This window comes from Ancylothrix sp. D3o, from assembly GCF_025370775.1.
GTDB lineage: Bacteria > Cyanobacteriota > Cyanobacteriia > Cyanobacteriales > Oscillatoriaceae > Ancylothrix.
The window spans coordinates 1-20,876 of sequence record NZ_JAMXEX010000007.1 but is presented as its reverse complement, the minus strand read 5'-3'; the positions used below and the strand labels follow the sequence as shown (position 1 = coordinate 20,876).

Annotated in this window: 16 protein-coding genes; 7 read left to right on the top strand and 9 right to left on the bottom strand. The window is 46.2% G+C overall.

Translation table 11 applies throughout. The features are described 5' to 3' along the window. Window positions 1-101: 101 nt before the first annotated feature. Together NG798_RS14165 and NG798_RS14160 are read left to right on the top strand one after the other, a co-directional pair. Entirely contained in the window at window positions 102-1,733 is a 1,632-nt protein-coding gene (locus tag NG798_RS14165; RefSeq protein WP_261224406.1) for an ABC transporter substrate-binding protein, read from the top strand. Window positions 1,734-1,873: 140 nt separating this feature from the next. Further along, window positions 1,874-2,899: an ABC transporter permease gene (locus tag NG798_RS14160; RefSeq protein ID WP_261224006.1), complete on the top strand. Its 1,026-nt coding sequence runs from the start codon at window positions 1,874-1,876 to the stop codon at window positions 2,897-2,899. Between the two features lie 662 nt (window positions 2,900-3,561). Here the strand turns inward: NG798_RS14160 and NG798_RS14155 are convergent. After that, window positions 3,562-4,725, bottom strand: coding sequence for a class I SAM-dependent methyltransferase (locus NG798_RS14155; RefSeq protein WP_261224005.1), 1,164 nt, complete (start codon window positions 4,723-4,725; stop codon window positions 3,562-3,564). A 124-nt stretch (window positions 4,726-4,849) separates the two neighbouring features. Then, a complete protein-coding gene (locus NG798_RS14150) occupies window positions 4,850-6,034 on the bottom strand; it encodes an NAD(P)H-quinone oxidoreductase subunit H (RefSeq protein WP_261224003.1) in 1,185 nt (394 codons plus the stop codon). A gap of 246 nt (window positions 6,035-6,280) precedes the next feature. On the opposite strand from NG798_RS14150, the gene rsmH reads away from it, so the two are divergent. The 3 genes from rsmH (at window position 6,281) to NG798_RS14135 (ending at window position 9,603) form a co-directional block, all read left to right on the top strand. Then, the gene (gene rsmH, locus NG798_RS14145) at window positions 6,281-7,162 is read left to right on the top strand and encodes a 16S rRNA (cytosine(1402)-N(4))-methyltransferase RsmH (protein ID WP_261224001.1); all 882 of its coding nucleotides are present in this window, start codon (window positions 6,281-6,283) and stop codon (window positions 7,160-7,162) included. Window positions 7,163-7,518: 356 nt separating this feature from the next. Further along, a complete protein-coding gene (locus NG798_RS14140) occupies window positions 7,519-9,171 on the top strand; it encodes a SpoIIE family protein phosphatase (RefSeq protein ID WP_261223999.1) in 1,653 nt (550 codons plus the stop codon). A 3-nt stretch (window positions 9,172-9,174) separates the two neighbouring features. Continuing rightward, entirely contained in the window at window positions 9,175-9,603 is a 429-nt protein-coding gene (locus NG798_RS14135) for an anti-sigma regulatory factor (protein ID WP_261223990.1), read from the top strand. 133 nt (window positions 9,604-9,736) lie between these two features. On the opposite strand, the gene NG798_RS14130 is transcribed toward NG798_RS14135, so the two are convergent. The 5 genes from NG798_RS14130 to NG798_RS14110 form a co-directional block, all read right to left on the bottom strand. Then, window positions 9,737-10,249, bottom strand: coding sequence for a hypothetical protein (locus NG798_RS14130; RefSeq protein ID WP_261223988.1), 513 nt, complete (start codon window positions 10,247-10,249; stop codon window positions 9,737-9,739). A gap of 97 nt (window positions 10,250-10,346) precedes the next feature. Further along, the gene (locus tag NG798_RS14125) at window positions 10,347-10,904 is read right to left on the bottom strand and encodes a peroxiredoxin (protein WP_261223987.1); all 558 of its coding nucleotides are present in this window, start codon (window positions 10,902-10,904) and stop codon (window positions 10,347-10,349) included. A gap of 164 nt (window positions 10,905-11,068) precedes the next feature. Continuing rightward, window positions 11,069-11,713, bottom strand: a complete 645-nt coding sequence (locus NG798_RS14120; RefSeq protein ID WP_261223979.1) for a Crp/Fnr family transcriptional regulator — start codon at window positions 11,711-11,713, stop codon at window positions 11,069-11,071. Between the two features lie 177 nt (window positions 11,714-11,890). After that, window positions 11,891-12,859 (bottom strand): CHAD domain-containing protein, encoded by a 969-nt coding sequence (locus tag NG798_RS14115; protein ID WP_261223977.1) that lies wholly within the window; start codon window positions 12,857-12,859, stop codon window positions 11,891-11,893. A gap of 107 nt (window positions 12,860-12,966) precedes the next feature. Further along, entirely contained in the window at window positions 12,967-13,710 is a 744-nt protein-coding gene (locus NG798_RS14110; protein ID WP_261223968.1) for an MORN repeat-containing protein, read from the bottom strand. A 191-nt stretch (window positions 13,711-13,901) separates the two neighbouring features. On the opposite strand from NG798_RS14110, the gene NG798_RS14105 reads away from it, so the two are divergent. After that, window positions 13,902-15,392, top strand: coding sequence for a DUF3370 domain-containing protein (locus tag NG798_RS14105; RefSeq protein WP_261223966.1), 1,491 nt, complete (start codon window positions 13,902-13,904; stop codon window positions 15,390-15,392). 225 nt (window positions 15,393-15,617) lie between these two features. Further along, window positions 15,618-16,115: a DUF3172 domain-containing protein gene (locus NG798_RS14100; RefSeq protein ID WP_261223964.1), complete on the top strand. Its 498-nt coding sequence runs from the start codon at window positions 15,618-15,620 to the stop codon at window positions 16,113-16,115. Window positions 16,116-16,201: 86 nt separating this feature from the next. On the opposite strand, the gene recF is transcribed toward NG798_RS14100, so the two are convergent. Beyond that, window positions 16,202-17,335 (bottom strand): DNA replication/repair protein RecF, encoded by a 1,134-nt coding sequence (gene recF / locus NG798_RS14095; RefSeq protein ID WP_261223962.1) that lies wholly within the window; start codon window positions 17,333-17,335, stop codon window positions 16,202-16,204. A 178-nt stretch (window positions 17,336-17,513) separates the two neighbouring features. Beyond that, window positions 17,514-20,357: a cation-translocating P-type ATPase gene (locus NG798_RS14090; protein WP_261223960.1), complete on the bottom strand. Its 2,844-nt coding sequence runs from the start codon at window positions 20,355-20,357 to the stop codon at window positions 17,514-17,516. Window positions 20,358-20,876 lie beyond the last annotated feature (519 nt).

Below are 20,876 nucleotides of genomic sequence, written 5' to 3'. Positions count from 1 at the left end.
TGAAACCTGATACATTCATAGATGGACTTTTTTGGCCAAACCAAAAACACATCTGCGTTTATCAGCGTTTATCTGCGGTTAAATCCCCTAACCTTAAACCCATGAACTTACCTCATCCATACAAACCCCTAAAAAAAATTGTCAAATTCCTAACATTATTCAGCATCTGCTGCATATTAGCAGTGAGTTGTGGCCGGCAAACCACCCCCCAAGCAACAACAGGCCAACCAGGAAGAATCACCATAGGAATGACATCAAAACTGCGAACTATTGACCCCGCAGACGCTTACGAAATAGCATCCGGCACCCTACTTTATAACTTAGGAGACCGGCTTTACACCTACAAAACCGGCACCACAGAAATCATCCCTCAACTTGCCACAGAACTACCCAAAATTAACCCTGATGGATTAACCTACACCATCCCCTTAAGAAAAGGCGTATTATTCCACGATGGCACAGAATTTAATGCCGAAGCAATGGCATTTTCCCTCAATAGGCTAATAGAAAATGGAGGCCGGCCATCCTCATTATTTGCCGGTAGAGTAGATTCAATAAAAGCCACCGGCGATTACGAATTAACCATCAAACTCAAAAAACCCTTTGCAGCATTCACATCATTACTAACATTTTTTGGAGCCTGTCCAGTATCTCCAAAAGCCTACGAAACCGGCACCGGCAAATTCAAACCCGACACATTTGTAGGCACCGGCCCCTATAAATTAACCAGCTACGGAACCGACAACATCAAACTCGAACCCTTTGAGAAATATTGGGGAGAAAAACCCCTCAACAAAGGCATAGATATCCAACGCCTAAGCAATTCATCAAACCTCTTTACATCCTTCCGCACAGGCGCCGTTGACGTAGCTTATCAAACCTTAGATTTAGACCAAATTTCCAACTTAGAAAAACAAGCATCTTCCACCGGCTGGCAAGTTTTTTCCCAACGCAGCAACGGCATTTATTACCTCAACCTAAACCTGCAAAGCAAACCCCTAGATAACCTCGCAGTAAGACAAGCCTTAGCCGCAGTCATCGACCGGCCCGTATTGCAAAACCGAGTATTTCGCGGTCAAATTGAACCGCTTTATAGCCTCATTCCCGTCACAATGGAAGACATCTATCAGCCGGTGTTTAAAGAACAAAATGGAGACACCAATATAAACAAAGCAACCGAAGCCTTAAAACAGGCCGGTTACAGCCCCCAAAACCCATTAAAACTCGAACTTTGGTATCGTTCAAACCTCACCACAGACAGCCTAGTAGCCAGCACCCTCAAAGCCGACATAGAAAGAAAACTCGGAGGAATCTTACAACTGCAATTAAACGGAGTCGAATCAGCCACCGCCTACGATAACCTAGCCAAAGGAATTTATCCCTTATTTATCTTAGATTGGAGTCCCGACTTTTTAGACCCCGACAACTACCTGCAACCCTTCATGGAATGCACCAAAGGAACAGCAGAAAAAGGCTGTGAAGAAGGAGAAACAAAACAAGCCGGTTCCTTTTACTACAACCCCCGCGCTAACGAACTCATAGACAAACAAAGAAAAGAACAAAACCCTCAAACCCGCAAACAAATATTCCAAGAACTGCAACAAATTGTCGCCAAAGACATCCCCTATATTCCCCTATGGCAAGGTAAAGAATACCTATTTGCCCAAAAACAAATTCAAGGAATAACAATCGAACCCACCCAACGCATCCCATTCTGGACAATGAAAAAATAAACCTCTCCTCCCCAATCTCTGCCTCGCTTTTTCAGAGGAGGCAGAGCCAAATACCCATCAAAAACCATCCTATTCATCCGCGTTTATCTGCGTTTATCTGCGGTTAAATATATAAACCCCAGCATCCAAAAAAAACCCCCATGTCAAGATCAAAAGCCCTACAATCCTACATAATACTCAGACTACTATTAGCCCCCCTAATGCTTTTCACAATAATCACAGTAGTCTTTTTATTACTGAGAGCAACCCCCGGAGATCCAATCGATGCAATATTAGGGCCAAAAGCCTCCCAAGAAGCCAAAGAAATAATGAGAGAACAATTAGGACTAGCCGGCCCCATCTGGCTACAATACCTAAACTACCTCAAACAACTACTCAACTTCGACCTAGGAACCTCAATAACAACACGCGGAGAAACCGTCTGGAAAATCATCACAGACTACTTTCCTGCCACAGTAGAATTAGCAGTATTTAGTATGCTAATTGCCCTAACTGTTGGCATAGGAATAGGCATGATGTCAGCATCAAAACCCAACACCGGCTGGGATGCTGGAGGCCGATTATTTGGCATCATCACCTACTCAGTCCCCGCCTTTTGGGCCGGCATGATCTTACAACTAATATTCGGCGTACAATTAGGCTGGTTTCCATTAGGAACCCGTTTCCCCGTCACCATCACCCCACCCCCAACAATCACCGGCCTTTACACCCTTGATAGCCTCCTTTCTGGCAACCTCACCCAATTTTTTACCGCCCTTCATCACCTCGCCTTACCATCAATAACCCTCGGAATTCTCATCAGCGGAATTTTTGAAAGAATTGTCCGCGTAAACCTCAAGCAAACCCTACAAGCCGACTATGTAGAAGCCGCCAGAGCCAGAGGCATTCCAGAAGGGCGAATTTTAGTTTCCCACGCCCTAAAAAACGCCTTAATTCCAGTTATCACCGTACTCGGATTAACCCTAGCTTCCCTACTCGGAGGAGCCATCTTAACCGAAGTCACATTTTCATGGCCAGGATTAGCCAACCGGCTTTATGAAGCCATCTCCTCCCGCGACTATCCAACCGTACAAGGAATTGTCGTATTTTTTGCAGCAATAGTCGTAATTGCCAGCATCTTAATCGACATTTTAAACGCCTACATCGATCCGCGAATTCGCTATTAATAGATGAGAAACTCCCCTTTTTTCTGGCAAAGGGGAGATATATTTTTTGAATAAAAATAATATTGAAATCATCTTGCTAAATAAAAGTATTTATAATAACAGCAATTATTAAAACCCCTAATAAATATTTTCTTAACTCAAAGCTAGTGTAAAGCCTTGAGAAATCTTTGAATTATCCTCATCCTATTTCCTACATCCGCAAAAAGTAATACTCCTCAAGACACACCCAATCAAAAAATATACGGATGTAGCCAATCTCAGCTAGTAAAGAATGATATACCAATTGCCATAGGCCATTGACGCTAAGAGTGCGTCACACTAAAAGTAGTCCCAGCTTATTTAAAATCCCCCGATTAACAATGTTTTCTAAAACCAGACAAGCCGAAACAAAAATCTCCTTAAACCGAAAAAACTGTCAACACTGCGCTTTCTGGAGTCGCCGACAACCAGAAGTAGGAAACTGTTGGCTAAACGACCAGCCATTCCAAACAAAATCTTATCAAGTTTGCCAGCACTTCCGTAAACGATATCATCTCCCAGACTCCGAAGAATTTAACTAAAATAAAAACATTACCAAAAAGCCGGTTTCCCCAAACCCCGGCTTTTTTAAAACCTTTTTTTCAACCTCACAAAAAACCGCATTTACCAATCTAACAAACCCGCTACATCACCGGCATCATTAACCCCTTCAAACCCACATTTATCTCGCTTTCATTCAAACTTTTACACTGCACCAAAACCCCAAAATTTCCCAACCCCATAGGATTCATTAAACTATGCAAAACCTCCCGCCGGCGCAACACATTCCCAATATCCTCAACCTCGCCAACAAAAGACAAAGCAGCAATTCTTTCACCCAACCCCAAAGCCATCAAAAATAACCCCTGCTGCACAAACCCAACCTTATCCAACCCACACAAAAAACCCTGTTTTTCCAACGCCGTAAAATCCACATGAGCCGTAATATCTTGAAACCCCACATTAACATACGGATCATTATGATGAGAATGCTTAAAATAACATTGTAAAGTACCTTCATTTCTGCGGGGATGATAAAACCTTTCCGCAGTATAACCATAATCAATCGTCAAAACATAACCCCGACAAAGCCGGCTCCCCACCAACTTCATCCACTCCAACCCCGCCAAATTTACCTCCGTACGATACCCATCTTCATAACCACAAATATCAACCCCAACAAACTTAAAATAATCCTCTATTGCCGGTGTCGAAACATCCCCCACCACCTCCGTGAAATCCCCCCCTTCAAAACTCACATAAACTTCCCGTAATTTTTGATTTTCTACCGCCACCAAATGCACCGGCAAAGCATCCACCAACTCATTAGAAAAAAAGCAGCCGGTAATCGAATTCTCCTCTATCTCATCCCACCCACACCAACGAATCTTAGCCCCAAAATTACTTGACAACTTATCTAAAATCTGCTTTTGTTCCGCAATCAAACCGGCAGCCTTTTCAACAATCAAATATTCCAAACACTCAAAAAAATCAAAATGATGCTTATGCAAAAACTTCAAAACATCCGCCGCCAATAACCCTTGACCGGCCCCCATTTCCACCAACTGAAAACAAGCGGGTTTCCCCAAAACTTCCCACATTTGGGCAAACTGAACCGCCAACAACTCCCCAAAATCCTTACATAAATGCGGCGAAGTCACAAAATCTCCATCCGCTCCAATATTCACCTTATTTGTTGCATAATACCCCTGTTCAGGATGATATAAAACCAACTCCATATACTCAGCAAAAGAAATTCTTCCCTGAGAGTTTTCTGATATTTTTTGGCTAATTATTTCTGAGAGCATATTTTTATTAACCGCAGATCAACGCAGATAAACGCGGATGGGTTTTCTGCTTCTAAAAAAAGTTAACCACAGATGCACACAAATAGCCTATCTGCGTCCATCTGCGTTCATCTGCGGTTCAAAATTAACGATCAACCGAACCCATAATCACATCGATACTGCCCAAAATCGTCACAATATCTGCAACCTTCATCCCGCGCAACAACTGCGGTAAAATTTGCAAATTGACAAAATCAGCAGCCCGAATTTTCCAACGCCAGGGGAAAACATTATCATCCCCCATGATGAAAATTCCTAACTCACCTTTCCCGCTTTCAACGCGCACATAATGTTCACCTTTGGGAATCTTAAAAGTAGGAGCAATCTTTTTACCGATAAACTGATAATCAAAACTGTTCCACTCAGACTTCGGCCCCTCGGTCATCCGTTTGGCTTCCAAATTTTCATAAGGGCCACCAGGCAGACCCTTTAAAGCTTGACGGATAATTTTCACAGACTCACGCATTTCGCGGATACGCACCAAATAGCGAGCCATACAATCACCCGCTGTTTCCCACTGCACATCCCAGTCTAACTCGTCATAACATTCGTAGTGGTCAACCTTGCGTAAATCCCACTGTACCCCAGAAGCGCGCAACACCGGCCCAGAAAGTGCCCAGTTAAGTGCCTCTTCACGACTGATAGTACCAATGCCTTCAACGCGGCGGCGGAAAATTGGGTTATCTGTAATTAACCGCTCATACTCGTCAACTTTCGGCATCATGTAATCACAGAAGTCATAACACTTATCTACCCAACCATAGGGTAAATCAGCCGCCACCCCGCCAATACGGAAGTAATTATTATTTACCATCCGGTAGCCGGTTGCTGCTTCCCAGAGGTCATAAATTAATTCGCGTTCGCGGAAAATGTAAAAGAACGGAGTTTGTGCGCCAACGTCCGCCATGAAGGGGCCAAGCCACAACAAATGGTTAGCAATGCGGTTCAACTCCAGCATAACCATGCGGATATAACTGGCACGTTTGGGCACCGCGATATCGGCTAATTTTTCCGGTGCATTCACCGTCACCGCTTCGTTAAACATCCCCTCTGCATAGTCCCACCGGCTCACATAGGGAACGTACATCACATTAGTACGATTCTCGGCGATTTTTTCCATTCCCCGGTGCAAATAGCCAATTACCGGCTCGCAGTCGAGGACATTTTCGCCATCCAACGTCACAATCAAGCGTAACACCCCGTGCATTGAGGGATGGTGTGGCCCCATGTTCAAAATCATGGGTTCTGTTCTTGTCTCTAGTCTCGGCATCGCTATTGCATTCTCCCCTTTATCAGTTTTTGCACCGGCCCCACCATTTTCCCATCTACGGCAAAAAACAGCGCCGGTGTTCTGTCTCAGCTTTATGTTGAGTTTTATTTAGCTTCTCCTCATTATATTGGCTGAAGGCAAAGCACTTTGAGCAAGATAGTTTTAATCGCTTATAGCCGCCATTGACAAATTTGTATTCACAGCCTCCAAACAACGCACAATAGAAGCGGCGTTAATTTACCAAAAATGACAGACTCTCCAACTCCACCGGCCTTTGTCCATATCCCCGTCCTTGCCAAAGAACTCATCGAAGCTTTAAATATCCACCCAGGCGGACACTACCTTGATGCCACCCTGGGGGCCGGTGGTCATACCAGCCTCATCCTCGCCACCTCCCCCGATGTCCGTGTCACCGCCATAGACCGCGACGAACAAGCCATTGCCACTGCTCAAACTTATTTATCACAATTCGGCGAAAATGTCAAGATATGGCGCGGAAATTTTTGTGAATATCCGGGGCAAAGCGAGCAATTTGATGGAATCATAGCCGATTTAGGCGTAAGTTCCGGGCAACTAGACACACCGGCACGAGGGTTTAGCTTTCGGCACACCGCCGCACTCGATATGCGGATGGACAACCGACAACCCCTGACAGCAGCCGAAATCATCAACAAATGGCAAGAAAAACAACTCGCCGATATATTTTTCACCTACGGAGAAGAGAGACTCTCGCGGAGGATCGCACGCACAATAGTCAGTAGCCGGCCCTTTTCCACAACAACCCAACTGGCCGAAGCCATAGCCTCTTGCGTGCCGGCCAAATATCGACATGGTAGAATCCACCCAGCAACGCGAGTATTTCAAGCCTTAAGGATAGCCGTCAACGCTGAATTAACCTCCCTCGAAAAATTTATTGATGTAGCGCCAAATTGGCTAAAACCAGGGGGAAAAATAGGTATTATCAGCTTTCACAGCTTAGAAGACCGGATTGTAAAACACCGGCTAAGGGAAAATGAACAATTGCGCGTGCTCACCAAAAAGCCGATCTTGCCCCAAGAACAAGAACAGGCAACCAACCCCCGCTCTCGCTCTGCCAAACTGCGGATAGCGGAAAAAAGCAGTCCGTGATATATAGGATAGGGGGTTAAACCCCTCACCCGAAAACGGCCCTAAACGGCGTCAGTTTCATGGCTCACGGCCTTTTGAAAATCTAAAATCTAGGCATCCAAAATCTAAAATCCGATGTCAAGATACCTGGCCTAAACAAAAATACGAATTGAAAACAAATGTCTCGTAAAACCGAAAAACCTGTTATTTTTCTTAATTTGTTGGAAGTTTGGCAGTTGTGCAGATGCGGAAAGCTGTATTTTAATTGAGGGGCGCTCATTCATACACCATGACAAATTCGGGCTAGGGAGAAAAAATCTAATGTTGGGAGCGTCACCTAAAAAGCGAATTGATGGATTAGCCGGGTGGGGTCTTGCATGAGCCAAGGAAATCGGAGCAAACTAAAACTCCTAGTCGTTGATGACGAGGCAGACAACCTAGACCTGCTTTATCGGACATTTCGGCGGGATTTTCAAGTATATCGGGCAGACAGTGCCTTTACCGCCCTCGAAGCCCTCGATCAGCATGGAGAAATGGCCGTCATTATCTCTGACCAAAGAATGCCAGAGATGAACGGTACAGAATTTTTGGGAAAAACCGTCGAACGGTATCCCGATACCATCCGCATATTATTAACCGGCTACACAGATGTCGAAGATTTGGTCGAAGCAATTAACTCTGGCCAAGTCTTTAAATACATCACAAAGCCCTGGCAGCCAGACGAACTTAAAGCAGTAGTCCAGCAAGCCTCAGAAACCTATAAAGTCATTAAACAACGCACCAACGAGTTACAGCGTTCGTTGCGGCGGGAATTGCTATTTAATGAGGTGATGAGTGCGATTCGGGAGTCTTTGGACTACCGGAGTATGCTGGGGACGATTGCCGAAACCGTCGGACGCAGCTTTCAGGCAAGTACCTGTGTGTTGCGAGCCATTGAGGGAGAAAAGCTGCTTACTGAATCGTTTAGTTATCAGGCATCTGAGGCGCAAACGCCGATTTCAACCGATGAGCAAATGATTCATGCCGCCCTAGATAGCCGCCAGCGTCAAGTTTCTTTAGCTGAAGAAAGCCAAGATCACATCACAAGATTGGTGGTGCCGCTACACTACCAAAAAGAGTTTCTGGCGGTTTTGTGCCTTGCTCAGGATGCTCAGGCTCAGGCTTGGTCAAGTGATGATATTCAACTCATTGAAGGCGTTGCCGAACAAGCAGCCTTAGCTTTATCCCAAGCCAAACTGTATCAGCGTTCCCAAGAGCAAGCACAGCAAATGCGGGCTGAGCTAGAAGTGGCGCGACAAATTCAAATGAATTTGCTTCGGCAAAGCTGGCCAGAACTCGAAAGCGTCAAGGTGCAGGCTTGTTGTTATCCAGCCCGTGAGGTTGGCGGAGATTTCTTTGAAGTCTATGCTCACCCGCAGGGGGATATTTGGGTAGCTGTGGGGGATGTGTCGGGAAAAGGTGTTCCGGCGGCGTTGTTTATGGCTAGTGCCATTTCGGTGATGCGGCGAGAATTGTCTCAAGAAACCAGGCTTGATCCAGAACAGGTTATGCAGAACCTCAATAGTATCTTGTCGGAAGATTTAGTGAGCAATAACTGCTTTATTACAATGGTTTTGGCTCGCTATTCGCCGTCTACTGGGCAGTTAGCCTATGCCAATGCCGGCCATATTTATCCCTTGCTGTGGTCGCAAACTGCTCTGGCTGCTAAAGAAACGGTAGAGCCGAATTTTCTGAAAACGCGGGGCATTCCGGTGGGGATTCTGCCGGTGTGGAGAGGCAAAGGAGGTAGCGTAGAGTTGAAAGGTGGTGATGTGTTTTTGCTGACAAGCGATGGCATCACAGAAGCCACTATCAATGAAGAAAACTCTATCGGCTCTCGTGCGGGGGCTATGCTTCAACAGGATGGGCTGTGGGAAATGTTGCTTCTTGAGCCGACGCCTTTGGATCTCGATAATTTACTGGCTCGCGTTCGTGAAAGAGCGGTTGAGCAGGAAGACGATCAAACAATGCTTTCTCTGGAGGTTCTGTAAGCTATGAGAAGTGAGCTTCATGTGCCAAGCGATTTACGGTTTTTGACCATTGTTGAAAACTGGCTGCTGGGCAGTTTAGAGCTTGATCTGAGCGGTCATACGGATTGGCCTAGACAATCCAATCGTTTACGCTTGGTTCTCGCTGAAGCCTATTCTAATGTGGTGCGTCACGCTCACAGGGATAGGCCAAATTTGCCGGTGGTTCTTCGTTTAGAACTCAAGGATCGTGATATCGCTCTGGAAGTTTGGGATCACGGTCAAGGTTATGATTTATCAACTTATATGGCTCCTTCGCCTGAAGATTTGCAAGATGGCGGTTATGGCTGGTTGATTATGAACCGGCTTATGGATCGTGTTGAATATTGTTTGCAAGTTGATGGGCGAAATTGTCTGAAGTTACACGCCAGTTTACCAGACTTGAAAAAAGTTTAGTTGCAGCGCTAAAAGTCCGACCGCTTACAGAATCATTTTTCGTAGCGCATTTTTTGTTTTTCAAGAGCGCCAAACCGCTTTTCTGGCGACCGGCGCTCCTATTTTGTTTTTTTGGGTTGGCAAAATTATAGTTTTAATCTACTCGCTCATCAAGATAATTTTGCTCTTTTAGTGGCCGGCGTAGGGCTTCTCTCCCCAGCATACTCATTCCTGCTACTCCTAAACTTACTAGCAAAATATATTGATACCAAAAATATTTAACCCACTCTGTTCTGGCAAATTCTGGATGAAACCGGCTGATATAAAACATTAATAAAACTAATCCTAATGCACTAAAACCGGTAAATGTCAAGCCTGTATAAATGCGCGCCGGTTTCATTTGCCAATCGGTAATAGAATCGCGGTCAATTTTGGCTGCTTCTGCGAAAAAATGACTGGCGGCGGTGGAAACCCTGAGCAAAAAACCTACTCCCAAAACCGGCTTATTTTTGCTGGTAGAGGCAGGATTTTCGATTTCTAATTCGCTGGGTTTTTCTTCTACAAAATCGATGGCCGGTGGAAGATTTAACTGTAAATCTAACTTTTGGGGGGCGACAGGTTCAGCAAATTCGGGTGAATTTTGCGGGTCGAATTGGTTGTTTGTCATGGCAATAAAAAATGCGTCAATTTTTTTTAAAAAAACCGGGTTTCTAAGTTTGGCGTTGGTTGTAGAAACCCGGTTTTTGATTGAGATTTACCCCATATTATGAATCAGCTTTTTGGAGTTCGTCGAGACGTGCTAAAACTTCATTGCTGTGAACAGCGGGGCTAACATTAAGGAAAATCTCGCGGAGATTGCCTTTAGGGTCAATAATAAAGCTGTGGCGCAGGGAGAAAAAGCCTAACCAAGATCCATAAGCTTTGCTGACGCTGCCGGTGGTGTCTGCGAGGAGGGGAAATTTCAAGCCTTCGGAGTCGCAAAATTCGGCGTGAGATTCGATGTCATCGGCGCTTACGCCTAAAATTTCAGCGCCTTTTGCTTGATATTTTGATAAATCTTGCTGAAACCGGCGTGCTTCCAGGGTGCAGCCAGAGGTAAAGTCTTTGGGGTAAAAGTAGAGTACCAACCATTTACCGCGATAGTCGTTTAAGGAAATTTCCCCATCGCCGGTGTTGGTGGGAAGGGTAAATTCGGGCGCCGGTTCGTTGAGGGGGGGTAATTTTCCACCCAAGGCTGAGGCTGCGGGAGTATAGCCAATCCAGCTAAAGAATACGAGACAGCTTGCTAAAACAAGGCTTAAAAATTTGCGACGGGAAATCATGGTGGCGATTTGAAACAACACTTTACATAAGTTTACAGTGTTGTGGGTGGGCCGGTGTGGGTAGTTCCGCCAGACGTTCCAGGGTACAGACGTTCCACCGGCACCGGCCTAACTAGACAAAAACCGCCCCTCCAAAAAGAAGGAAAAAAATCAAAGCCCTTCTGCTACCGGCGTAAGACAGAACACTGACTTGCTGCCAAAAATGCCGGTTCTTTTAAGATGATCTTACGCTTAGAATCAAAACCAATCAAACCTTGTTGCTTTAACTGTCCCATGAGACGAGTTATTGTAACCCGGCTAGTACCAATAGCGCCTGCAATATCTTGATGCGTCAAACGAATATTTAACAAAGTACCGTCTGAAACGGGCTGTCCCATTTCTTGTTTAAGTAATAACAATAACTGATTTAAACGATCTTCCACACGACGCAAACCGCCAATTGCTAGTAATGCTTCCATTTGCCGTAAACGGTGATTCATTTGGGGCAAAAGTTGGGCTGCAAGTTGGGGAGAAGATTCAATTTCTGCTGGAGAAAACCACATCAGATAAACATCAGAAACCGCCTTTGCTTGATAAGTTTCCAGGTATGTAAACCAAGGGCCAAAACACATCGAAGGGCCAACCCATCCTAGTAATGCTTCTTCGCCGGTGGGGTAAAGGGTACTTAACTGAACAATTCCTTTACAAACTTGCCAAATGCGTTGAGTTGTGGTATCTATTAATTCACCTTTTCCATAAAGCTGTAACCGGCGAGTCTCGGTTTCATCTGGGCTATCAATTTCTATAAGGCTATTGCAAATTGGAACCATGCCTGTTTACCCCAGCAAAGACGGACGAGATTGCAAATCTCGTCTTTTAGTTTAAACGGCGAACCTTAAGCTAAGGTAATCAATAAACTAAATATGGGTAATGGCCACTTGGCATGGGTCATTCGTCATTAGTCACAGGAAAAAAAGGCATTCATCCCAAGCAGAAATGCCTAATGACTACGAACAATTAACTAGGGATAAATGGAAACTTTTGCGTGTTTCTGTGGTTAAATAACGTTGCTGGAGAGGTTGCCATTTTTCCCAAGCTTTTTGACGTGATTGAGTGAGGTTTTTTGCTAAAGTTGGCAATTCGTTTTCGAGGGGATTATCCAAAATTTCTGAAAGCATTTCTGCTAAAACTAAACTATCTTGAATGTTTCCTAATACTTCTTGAACATCTTTCATATCTTCGACATATTCTTCATACTCTTCGCCATAAAGTTTGGTAAACAAACTCATTTGATAACGGACTCGTTTAACTTGCTTGCGAAGACTGTGCAAAACCGGCCCTTGTTGGGCAAGTTCAGCCTCGATAGTTGTTGGTTTTGCATCGTTGAGAGGTTCGGCATGAAAATCGCCTAAACTTCCCCCCACTAACCACCCCGGATGTAACAATAACCGGCTGATTTGTGGGGCGAGTAAGTCGGGTAACACTAACTGAACTGGAAACTCAGCAACGCCTGAGTAGGCCGGTTTATCTAGCCAGTTTTTTAAATGATTTTTTAATTTTTGATAGGTTTTACCATTGAGGGTTTTATAGACTTTGTTAAATACTTTGCGACGTTGTTTTATCAAAACTTCTACAATTGTATCAAGATTTTCTTGTTCTTGTTCTGGTAAATGGGGTTTATATTCCATTTGTAGAGCTTCTATCAAAACATCTAAATCTCGCAATTCTCCCAACCGGCGAGCAATTTTTCCGATGTTTTCTTCAGCGGCGGCTTTTGGTAATTGTAAAGCACTGGAAAAGCCGGTAATTGCGGAACGTAGCCGGCGCATTCCTACTCGCATTTGATGCAGTTCTTCTGGGTCTGTATCTTTCATAACAGCCGCTTCGTGGTCTAAGGTTTTTTGGAAATGTTTTTCAATTGCTAAATAAGCCCAATCACCTAATGTCTGTGCATTGGATATGTCGGTTGCTTTCATAATATTGCTCTTTTCTAATTTAATTTGCATATTTGATGATAACATTTTTGGAAAATTGTTAGCAAGCTGGCAGTAGGGGCAACTTTTGAAGTTGCCCAAAAATCAAATTATCTTCTGGGTGCCGGTTGAGCGGGCCTTGCTAAATTTCCATTTTGCCAAATTCCCTGTAAACGAGTGCCATTGCTGTAGATGAAAACGCCTTGACCATGCCGGTTATTATTGCGGAATTCGCCTTCATAACGATTACCAGAAGGAAAGAGACAAACGCCTCTGCCATTGAGTTGCCCATTGCGAAATTCTCCTTGACAGCGAGTGCCATCTGTAAAGGTTAAAACGCCTTGACCATGCCGGTTATTATTGAGAAATTCGCCTTCATAACGGTTGCCAGAAGGAAAGAGACAAACGCCTCTGCCATTAAGCTGTCCGTTTTGAAATTCACCTTGACAACGAACACCATCTAAGGATGTAAAAACGCCTTGGCCTTGGGGCAAACCATTTTTAAATTCGCCTTCATAACGGTTTCCCGAAGAAAACAGACAAGTACCTCTGCCGTTGAGGGCATTTTCTCTAAATTCTCCTTCGCAGTCGGTACCATTGATGTAGGTAAAAACGCCTTGGCCTTCGCGGATACCGTTGCGAAATTCGCCGCTGTAACGGTTGCCAGAAGGGAAACTACAAACGCCTCGACCGTTGATTACTTTTGAGTTGCCTTCTCCTTGACAATAACTTGTGGGGGTGTTGGCGGTGGCCGGTGTGGCAAAATATAGAACGCTGAGGAAACCAAAACCGGCAATAACGGTCGAGAGAGAAGAAAGTTGTTGAGAAAAAATGAATCGTGAATTCCAAGACATATCGGCAGCCATTAAAGAAACAAATGCAAGAGCAAAAAATTTTAAATTCTTGCTGCTGGCACAATAATTGCAGCAGTTTTGAATCTAGCAAAGCATAAAATTTGCAATTGCTTTATGCTTTTATTCGGGTGCTCAGCAATCATATCTGAATTTTTGATAAAAAACTTCCTGCTGTTTATTCAAGCCTACAAATGCTGCCATTTTTGCCTGTTGTAACGGTTGCTCAAATTATACCCGCCCCCCCAGGGGGAATGTCGGTGCCGCCTCAACCGACTGTTCCTCAGCCGACTGTTCCTCAACCGGCACCCCCACCGACTCCGCCGTTACCACCGCCGGAAGCGCTACCACCCCTTGATGAGTTGCCGGCTATGGAACGGGTACCGCCCCAAGAAGTGGTGGAACCAACGGAAATACGCGCTTTACCCGGAAAATTGGACACTGTGCCGGTGTTTAACAGCAATAGTCCTGAGTTAGTTCTCAATGAAGGTATTTTGCTTTCTACTTTTCCTGCTAATGGAATGCGGGTTCCTGAAGCGCACTTAAATTACCCTTTTGAGGGCCGGTTTGATTTATTTTCTCACCACATTGCTCGCGCCCGCACCGCCGCTGAATTACGGACTTTGTATCAAGGAATAATTTTATATAACCCAAACCCTGAACCGATAACTTTTCAGGTGTTGCAGGGGGCAAGTTATCTCACTTCTCCTGATGCTTTGTTTGTCGAATTAGCTGATGCAATAGATAACCCCAATGGTACGGTATTTTCGGGGCCGGGGAGTCGGGCAATGAGCGATGTTTTGCGGGGTGTGCGGCAAAACAACTGGCCGGCCACAATAACCCTGGCCCCTGGTGGGTGGGGAATGTTGATGAATTTGCCCCTACCCTTGGGGAAAGTGGCGCCGGTGTCTAATGGCCGGTCAACTTTGATGCGTCTGAATTCTTCGGGGCCGGTTTATGTGGCGAATTTAGCCATGTTTTCGCCCCTCAACCCGGATGGCAGCGAACGAGCCCCAACTTTACAGGAATGGCAGCGCTTGCTAACTAATGGCGGACTGGCCGGCCCGCGAGATAGACGACCGACTCCGCTTAATGACACAAGTGGGGATATTGTCTATGGTCGGGTGGCCGGTGTTGCTGTCGGTTCCCGATGGGTAAGCCAAATTACTGATCAAAACAATAGTGCCTATTTAAGTGTGCCTGAACGGGGCGAGGCGTTTTCCTATGGATTGAGTACCCTTCACGAAATTACCCTTGGCACCGGCCAGATACAAAGTGCCGAAATGTTAGCGCGTTATCCTGATACAGCCTATCAAGCGCATGGCAATTATGCCATAGAGTATAACCTGACAATGCCTTTATACAACAATACAAACCGGCCTCAGACGGTAAGTGTCTCGATTTCCACTCCTTTAAAATCCGATCAACTGAAAGATGGGTTATTGTATCTACAACCCCGCGATGGGCAAATCTTTTTTCGCGGCACAGTCCGAGTGCGCTACAACGACGAACGCGGAACGCCTCAAACCCGTTATGTGCATTTAGTGCAGCGGCGAGGACAAGAAGGACAAGCATTAGTTACTTTAAAAATGCCCCCCGGAGATCGCCGCTTAGTGCAAGTTGACTTTCTCTATCCTCCCGATGCAACGCCTCCCCAAGTTTTAACCGTCCGAAGCGAACTTTGATTCACCGGCACTCCCCTATACCCTTGCGTTTTAGCTAACGGGGAGTTTGAGTAAGCGCTAGATTTTCTTTCCCCCCCTACCCCCGTAGGGGAGAAAGTGTCTTAAATCTTTACAATTAAAATCTAAAATAGTATCAGGGAAACAGAATAGGCCGGGGCTGGAAATTTTAAAGTACAGGCAAACCGCGCTTTTTTCTTATAATAAACTGGAGTCGAGTTGCTGAATATGAAACGTAAATCTGGTAATTCATTTTTTAATTACACTTCTTTGGCACTGTTTGCTGGCATTTTTATTTTAGGTGTTGGCATTGGTATTGCCTTTAGTTCTACGGCAAACGTTGGCCCCGAAAATGTCGCCTCCCGCGAATTTATTGACCGCAGTGCGCCTAACCCCGATGTATGTATTCAATTTGGTGCTAGTGCGGTGGTTATGGATGCTCGGATTTTTGTAACATTAAATCCTTTTAATGTTTATGTTGCCCAGCCTAGTATGAAACCGGGTTGTGTGTTGCGGACAAATAACTGGTTTGTTTTGGAACAGCGCAAGCTTATCACTCAACAACAAAGTAATGAATGTAAAAACCGGATGAATACTTTTGGGTTCACCGGCGTTTTAGAAAGTCAACCGGAAATTAACTGTGTGTACCAAAACGACTCTGCTAAAAACCTATTTTTAAATCAACCGGGTGCCGGTGCTCCACCACCAGAAACCGAACGATTTTAATTTGGGCAATTGGTATTTTTAGGTTGTTGTTCTGCCCACCATTATTATGCTGGTGGGCTTTCTCTGTTGTTGGGCAAAGCAACAGCCTAGGGAGTAGAAATGTGGCCGGTCTGTACAGATAACACCTGAGAATCCTGCAACCAAGAAGTATCAAATGTGCCTAAATGGGTTGTGGTAATTAAGGTTTGGAAACGCTCTTGAATTGCTTCAAGTAATTGCGTTTGCCGGCGGGGGTCTAACTCTGCCAAAACATCATCAAGCAATAACAGCGGCGGTTCTCCCACAACTTCTTCTATGAGTTTTAATTCGGCTAATTTTAAGGCTAAAACAAGGGTTCTTTGTTGACCTTGAGAACCGTATTGTCTGGCCGGTGTTTGATTGATAATTAGTTCTATTTCATCTCGATGTGGCCCTACTAAACTTGTGCCTTGATGGTATTCTGCGGTGGCTTTTTGTTGTATTTGTTCTAAAAAGGCTTGTTTGAGTTTTTCGGGGTCATCACGGAGAGAATTGTCATAAACTGCGCCTAAATTTGGGGTATATTTTATTTCTAAATTTTCGATTCTGCCGCTGATGGCCGAGTGCCAAATTTCGGCAATAGGTGCGAGTCTTTCAATTGCTCTGGCGCGGCGGCGGGTGACGCGGGTGCCGGTGGTTGCTAGTTGGGCGTCCCAGAGGGCAAGTTCGGTGGGATCGCGGCGAATTTCGGAATTGTGGATTTGTTTTAATAAGGCATTTCTTTGACGTAAAACTTGATTATATTGTTGTAAAACATAGGCATAAATTGGTTCGAGTTGCACTAATAAACTGTCTAGCCAATTGCGTCTATTTTCGGGGCTTCCTCGGACTAAATCTAAGTCTAAACTGGAAAATTGGACGGCGTTTAAAATTCCTAAAAAGTCATGTTTCCTGCGTAGGGAATTGCCGTTAACGGTGCAGGTACGCTGGCCGGTGGTACGGAGGGTTAAAGCAAGTTCGACCGGCCCGTTTTGGCGGTAAAGATTAGCATAAATTTGGCCGGTGGTTTCGCCATCTTTGACCAATTCTTTATCCCGACCGGCCCGATAACTTTTGAGTGTTGAAAGTAAGCCAACGGCTTCTAATAAATTTGATTTTCCTTGGGCATTATCGCCTACTAAAATTGTTTTTGGGGCGGCAAAATTTACCTCCTGGTCAAGATAGTTGCGGAACTGCCGCAGGTGTAAATGTTTGAGATACATTCGATTTTATATTTGGGGATTTTTTAAACCGCAGATAAACGCATATAAACGCAGATGGGTTATCGGTTTTGTTATGGGTTTTTGTTTATATAGGTGGTTTTTTTGTGTTGGTAGTGATGGTAATTGGAGGGGTTTATTATGGGATTTTCCAATTACCAATCATTTTTGTATCTGGGTGTTATTTCCTGGAACGATACCAGCGGATAAAGAGTTTTTCCAACTCAATCCAGACAAACATTAAGGCACTGAAACCAATGCAAATTAATAATTCTATGCCGCTGAGAGCATGAGTGCCAAAAAAGGCTTGGAGGGGTTTGACATAAACCAGTGCTAGTTGTAGTGCGGTGGTGACGATGACAGCGCCCCAAACAAATAAGTTTGTAAAGGGGTTCATTTCTATCGTCAGTTGGGTGTTGGAACGAATGGCGAGGGCGTGTCCCATTTGGGCTAAACAAAGGGTGGTGAAGACCATTGTTTTCCAACGTTCCGGGCTGAGGCCGGCGGGGGAGGGCAGTTGAGTAGTGTGGTAGTAGGCCCATTGCATGAGGACGATGGTGAGGATGGCGAAAATGATGCCTATACGCACCATGTAGGAACCCAAACCACGCGCAAAGATGCTTTCTTTGGGGTTGTTGGGGGGGCGTTTCATTACGTTTGGCTCGGCAGGCTCGACTGCTAGGGCGAGGGCCGGTACGCCGTCGGTAACGAGGTTCATCCACAAAATTTGGAGGGGGGAAAGGGGAACGCCTCCTAAGCCTAGAAGTGGGGCGGCGGCGATGGTGATGACTTCGCCGATGTTGCTACCGAGGATGTATTTGATGAACCGGCGGATATTGGTGTAAACGGTTCTGCCTTCTTCGGTGGCGGCGACGATGGTGGCGAAGTTGTCATCAAGCAATACCATGTCGCTTGCTTCTTTGCTGACGTCTGTGCCGGTGATGCCCATTGCGATGCCGATGTCGGCTTGTTTGAGGGCTGGGGCGTCGTTTACTCCGTCGCCGGTCATGGCGACAAATTCGCCGTTTGTTTGGAGGGCTTGGACAATTCTAAGTTTATGTTCGGGGGCGACGCGGGCGTAGACGCTGACGTGCTCGACTTCTTTTTCGAGTTCTTTTTGGGAAAGTTTTTCGAGTTGTTGGCCGACCAGGACACGAGCACCGGCCTCTGCGATGCCGAGGTCTTGGGCGATGGCGCTGGCGGTGAGTTGGTGGTCGCCGGTGATCATTACGGGACGGATGCCGGCGGCGCGACATTTGGCGACGGCTTCGCGGACTTCCGGGCGCGGGGCGTCGAGCATACTGATTAAGCCAAGCCAGACTAGCTTTTGTTCGGTGGTTTCGTCTTGGCTTTCTGGGGGGACTTCGTAAAGAGGTTTGCAGCTAAAGCCGAGGACGCGGAGACCGGCCCCTGCCATTTGGTTGTTTTGTTCGAGAATCCTTTCTCGTTGGGCGTTTGTGAGATTTTGTACTTGATTGTTGATGAGAATGTGAGAGCAGCGTTCGAGGATCAGTTCGGGGGAGCCTTTGGTGAACATGATATAAGGGGCATCCCCATCGGGGCCGTCAAAGGCGAGGGAACGCAAAACGGTGGAGGCGTTTTGGCAGATGGTGCTCATCCGTTTGCGTTCTGAGGAGAAGGGAAACTCGCCGACGCGGGAGAGTTTGCGGCCCCATTCTTCTTTGTAGAGGCCGGCTTTGCCTGCGAGGGAGAGGAGGGAGCCTTCGGTGGGGTCGCCAAGAATGCTCCATTGATTTTTGTCCATCTGCAAGACGGCATCGTTACACAGGACGCAGGCGAGCAGGAGGGTTTGCAGGTCGGTGTATTGTTCGGGGCTGATGGTGAGGTCGGAGGTGCGGAAGTCTCCGACGGGCGCGTAGCCTTCGCCGGTGATGGTGATGGTGTGGCTGGCGGTTTCGAGGCGCTGTACCACCATTTTGTTTTGGGTGAGGGTGCCGGTTTTGTCGGAGCAAATGGTGGTGACTGATCCAAGGGTTTCGACGGCGGGGAGTTTGCGGATCAGGGCGTTGCGTTTCACCATCCTTTGCGTACCCAGGGCGAGGGTGACGGTAATAACGGCGGGTAAGCCTTCGGGTACGACGGCTACGGCCATGCTGAGGGAGACTTCAACAAGTTCTTTGAGGACGTTGAGGTTCCAGTTGCTTTGTATTAAGCCGAAAACTACGACGATGGCGACGAGGGCAAGTGAGCCGGATACGAGGACGTTGCCGAGTTGGCCCATGCGTTGTTGCAATGGGGTGGGTTCGGATTCCACGCCTTGTAAGAGGGCGGCGATGCGTCCGAGTTCGGTTTGCATTCCGGTGCCGGTGACTATGACTTTGCCGCGTCCGTGTACTACTTCGGTGCCTTGAAAAACGAGGTTTAGCCGGTCGCCTAGGGGGGTGTCTTCTTTGAGTTGCAGTTGGGGTTGTTTGTTGACGGCGTTGGCTTCGCCGGTGAGGGCTGCTTCTCGAATTTGCAGGTTGGAGGCTTCGATGAGGCGTCCGTCTGCTGCGACTTGGACTCCGGCTTCGAGGAGCATCACATCTCCGGGGACGATTTCTTTGGCTGCGACTTCTTGGGTTCTGCCGTCGCGGATCACTCGCACTAGGGGTGAGGAGAGTTTTTTGAGGGCTGCGAGGGCTTTTTCAGCGCGGCTTTCTTGCAGGTAGCCCAGGACTCCGTTGAGGATGACGATGATCAAAATCGCGGCTGTGTCTTTGAAGGGTACTTCTCCGGGCTTGAGTTTGCCGGCTTGAAGATCCAAGAAGTCTAAAACGCCTGAGACTATGGCGACTCCGATCAGCATCAGTAGCATGATGTTGGTGAACTGATCGAGGAGGATTTGCCATGCGCTACGTCCGGCTGTTTCTTGGAGTTCGTTGGGGCCGTAGCGTGTCTGGCGTTCGGATACTTGGCTGGCGCTTAGGCCGGCCTCGCTGTCGGTTTGAAGTTGTTCTAGGGTTTTGTCTACTGGCAAGGTTTGCCATGCTACTGCTTTATCCGGCAGAGTATGTGATGACATGAGTGGGAGTTCGCTCGTCAATAGGTCATGTAAGTGGCACCGGGGTTGTTTTTTCCCGGTTTTTAGACTCTTTTACCGGCTGTTTTTGCTGGCCGGTTTGTTTTTGGGTCTAGTTTTAAGATTAGCTTATCTTTTGGTCTCTGGGCCGGTTGGCTTTGATGGGGGGTTTTTTTAAACCGCAGATATAAAGCAGGCAAGATGCCTGCTCCACTGATGGGTTTTCTGTTTTGGTCAGGGGTTTTGGGTTGTACTTGGGATTTGGGGGCTATATTGTTTGAATTCTTCGTCGGCGTGATATTGAAGGTTGCGTATTTTTTGGCGCATTTTTACTGCTGGTTCTAGCAAGTTTTTGCCAGAAAAAAGAAAGGGTAGAATTCGGCGAAATGGCTAAATAAGTGATGAGATAAGCTGTTGTACATTTAAATAGGGTATAATTAAAATATAGTCTAGTCACTTTGTAGAAAAATGCCAGCCCAAAATCATCTCAATTCCCAACAGATAGAGCGACTGCAAAAAGCA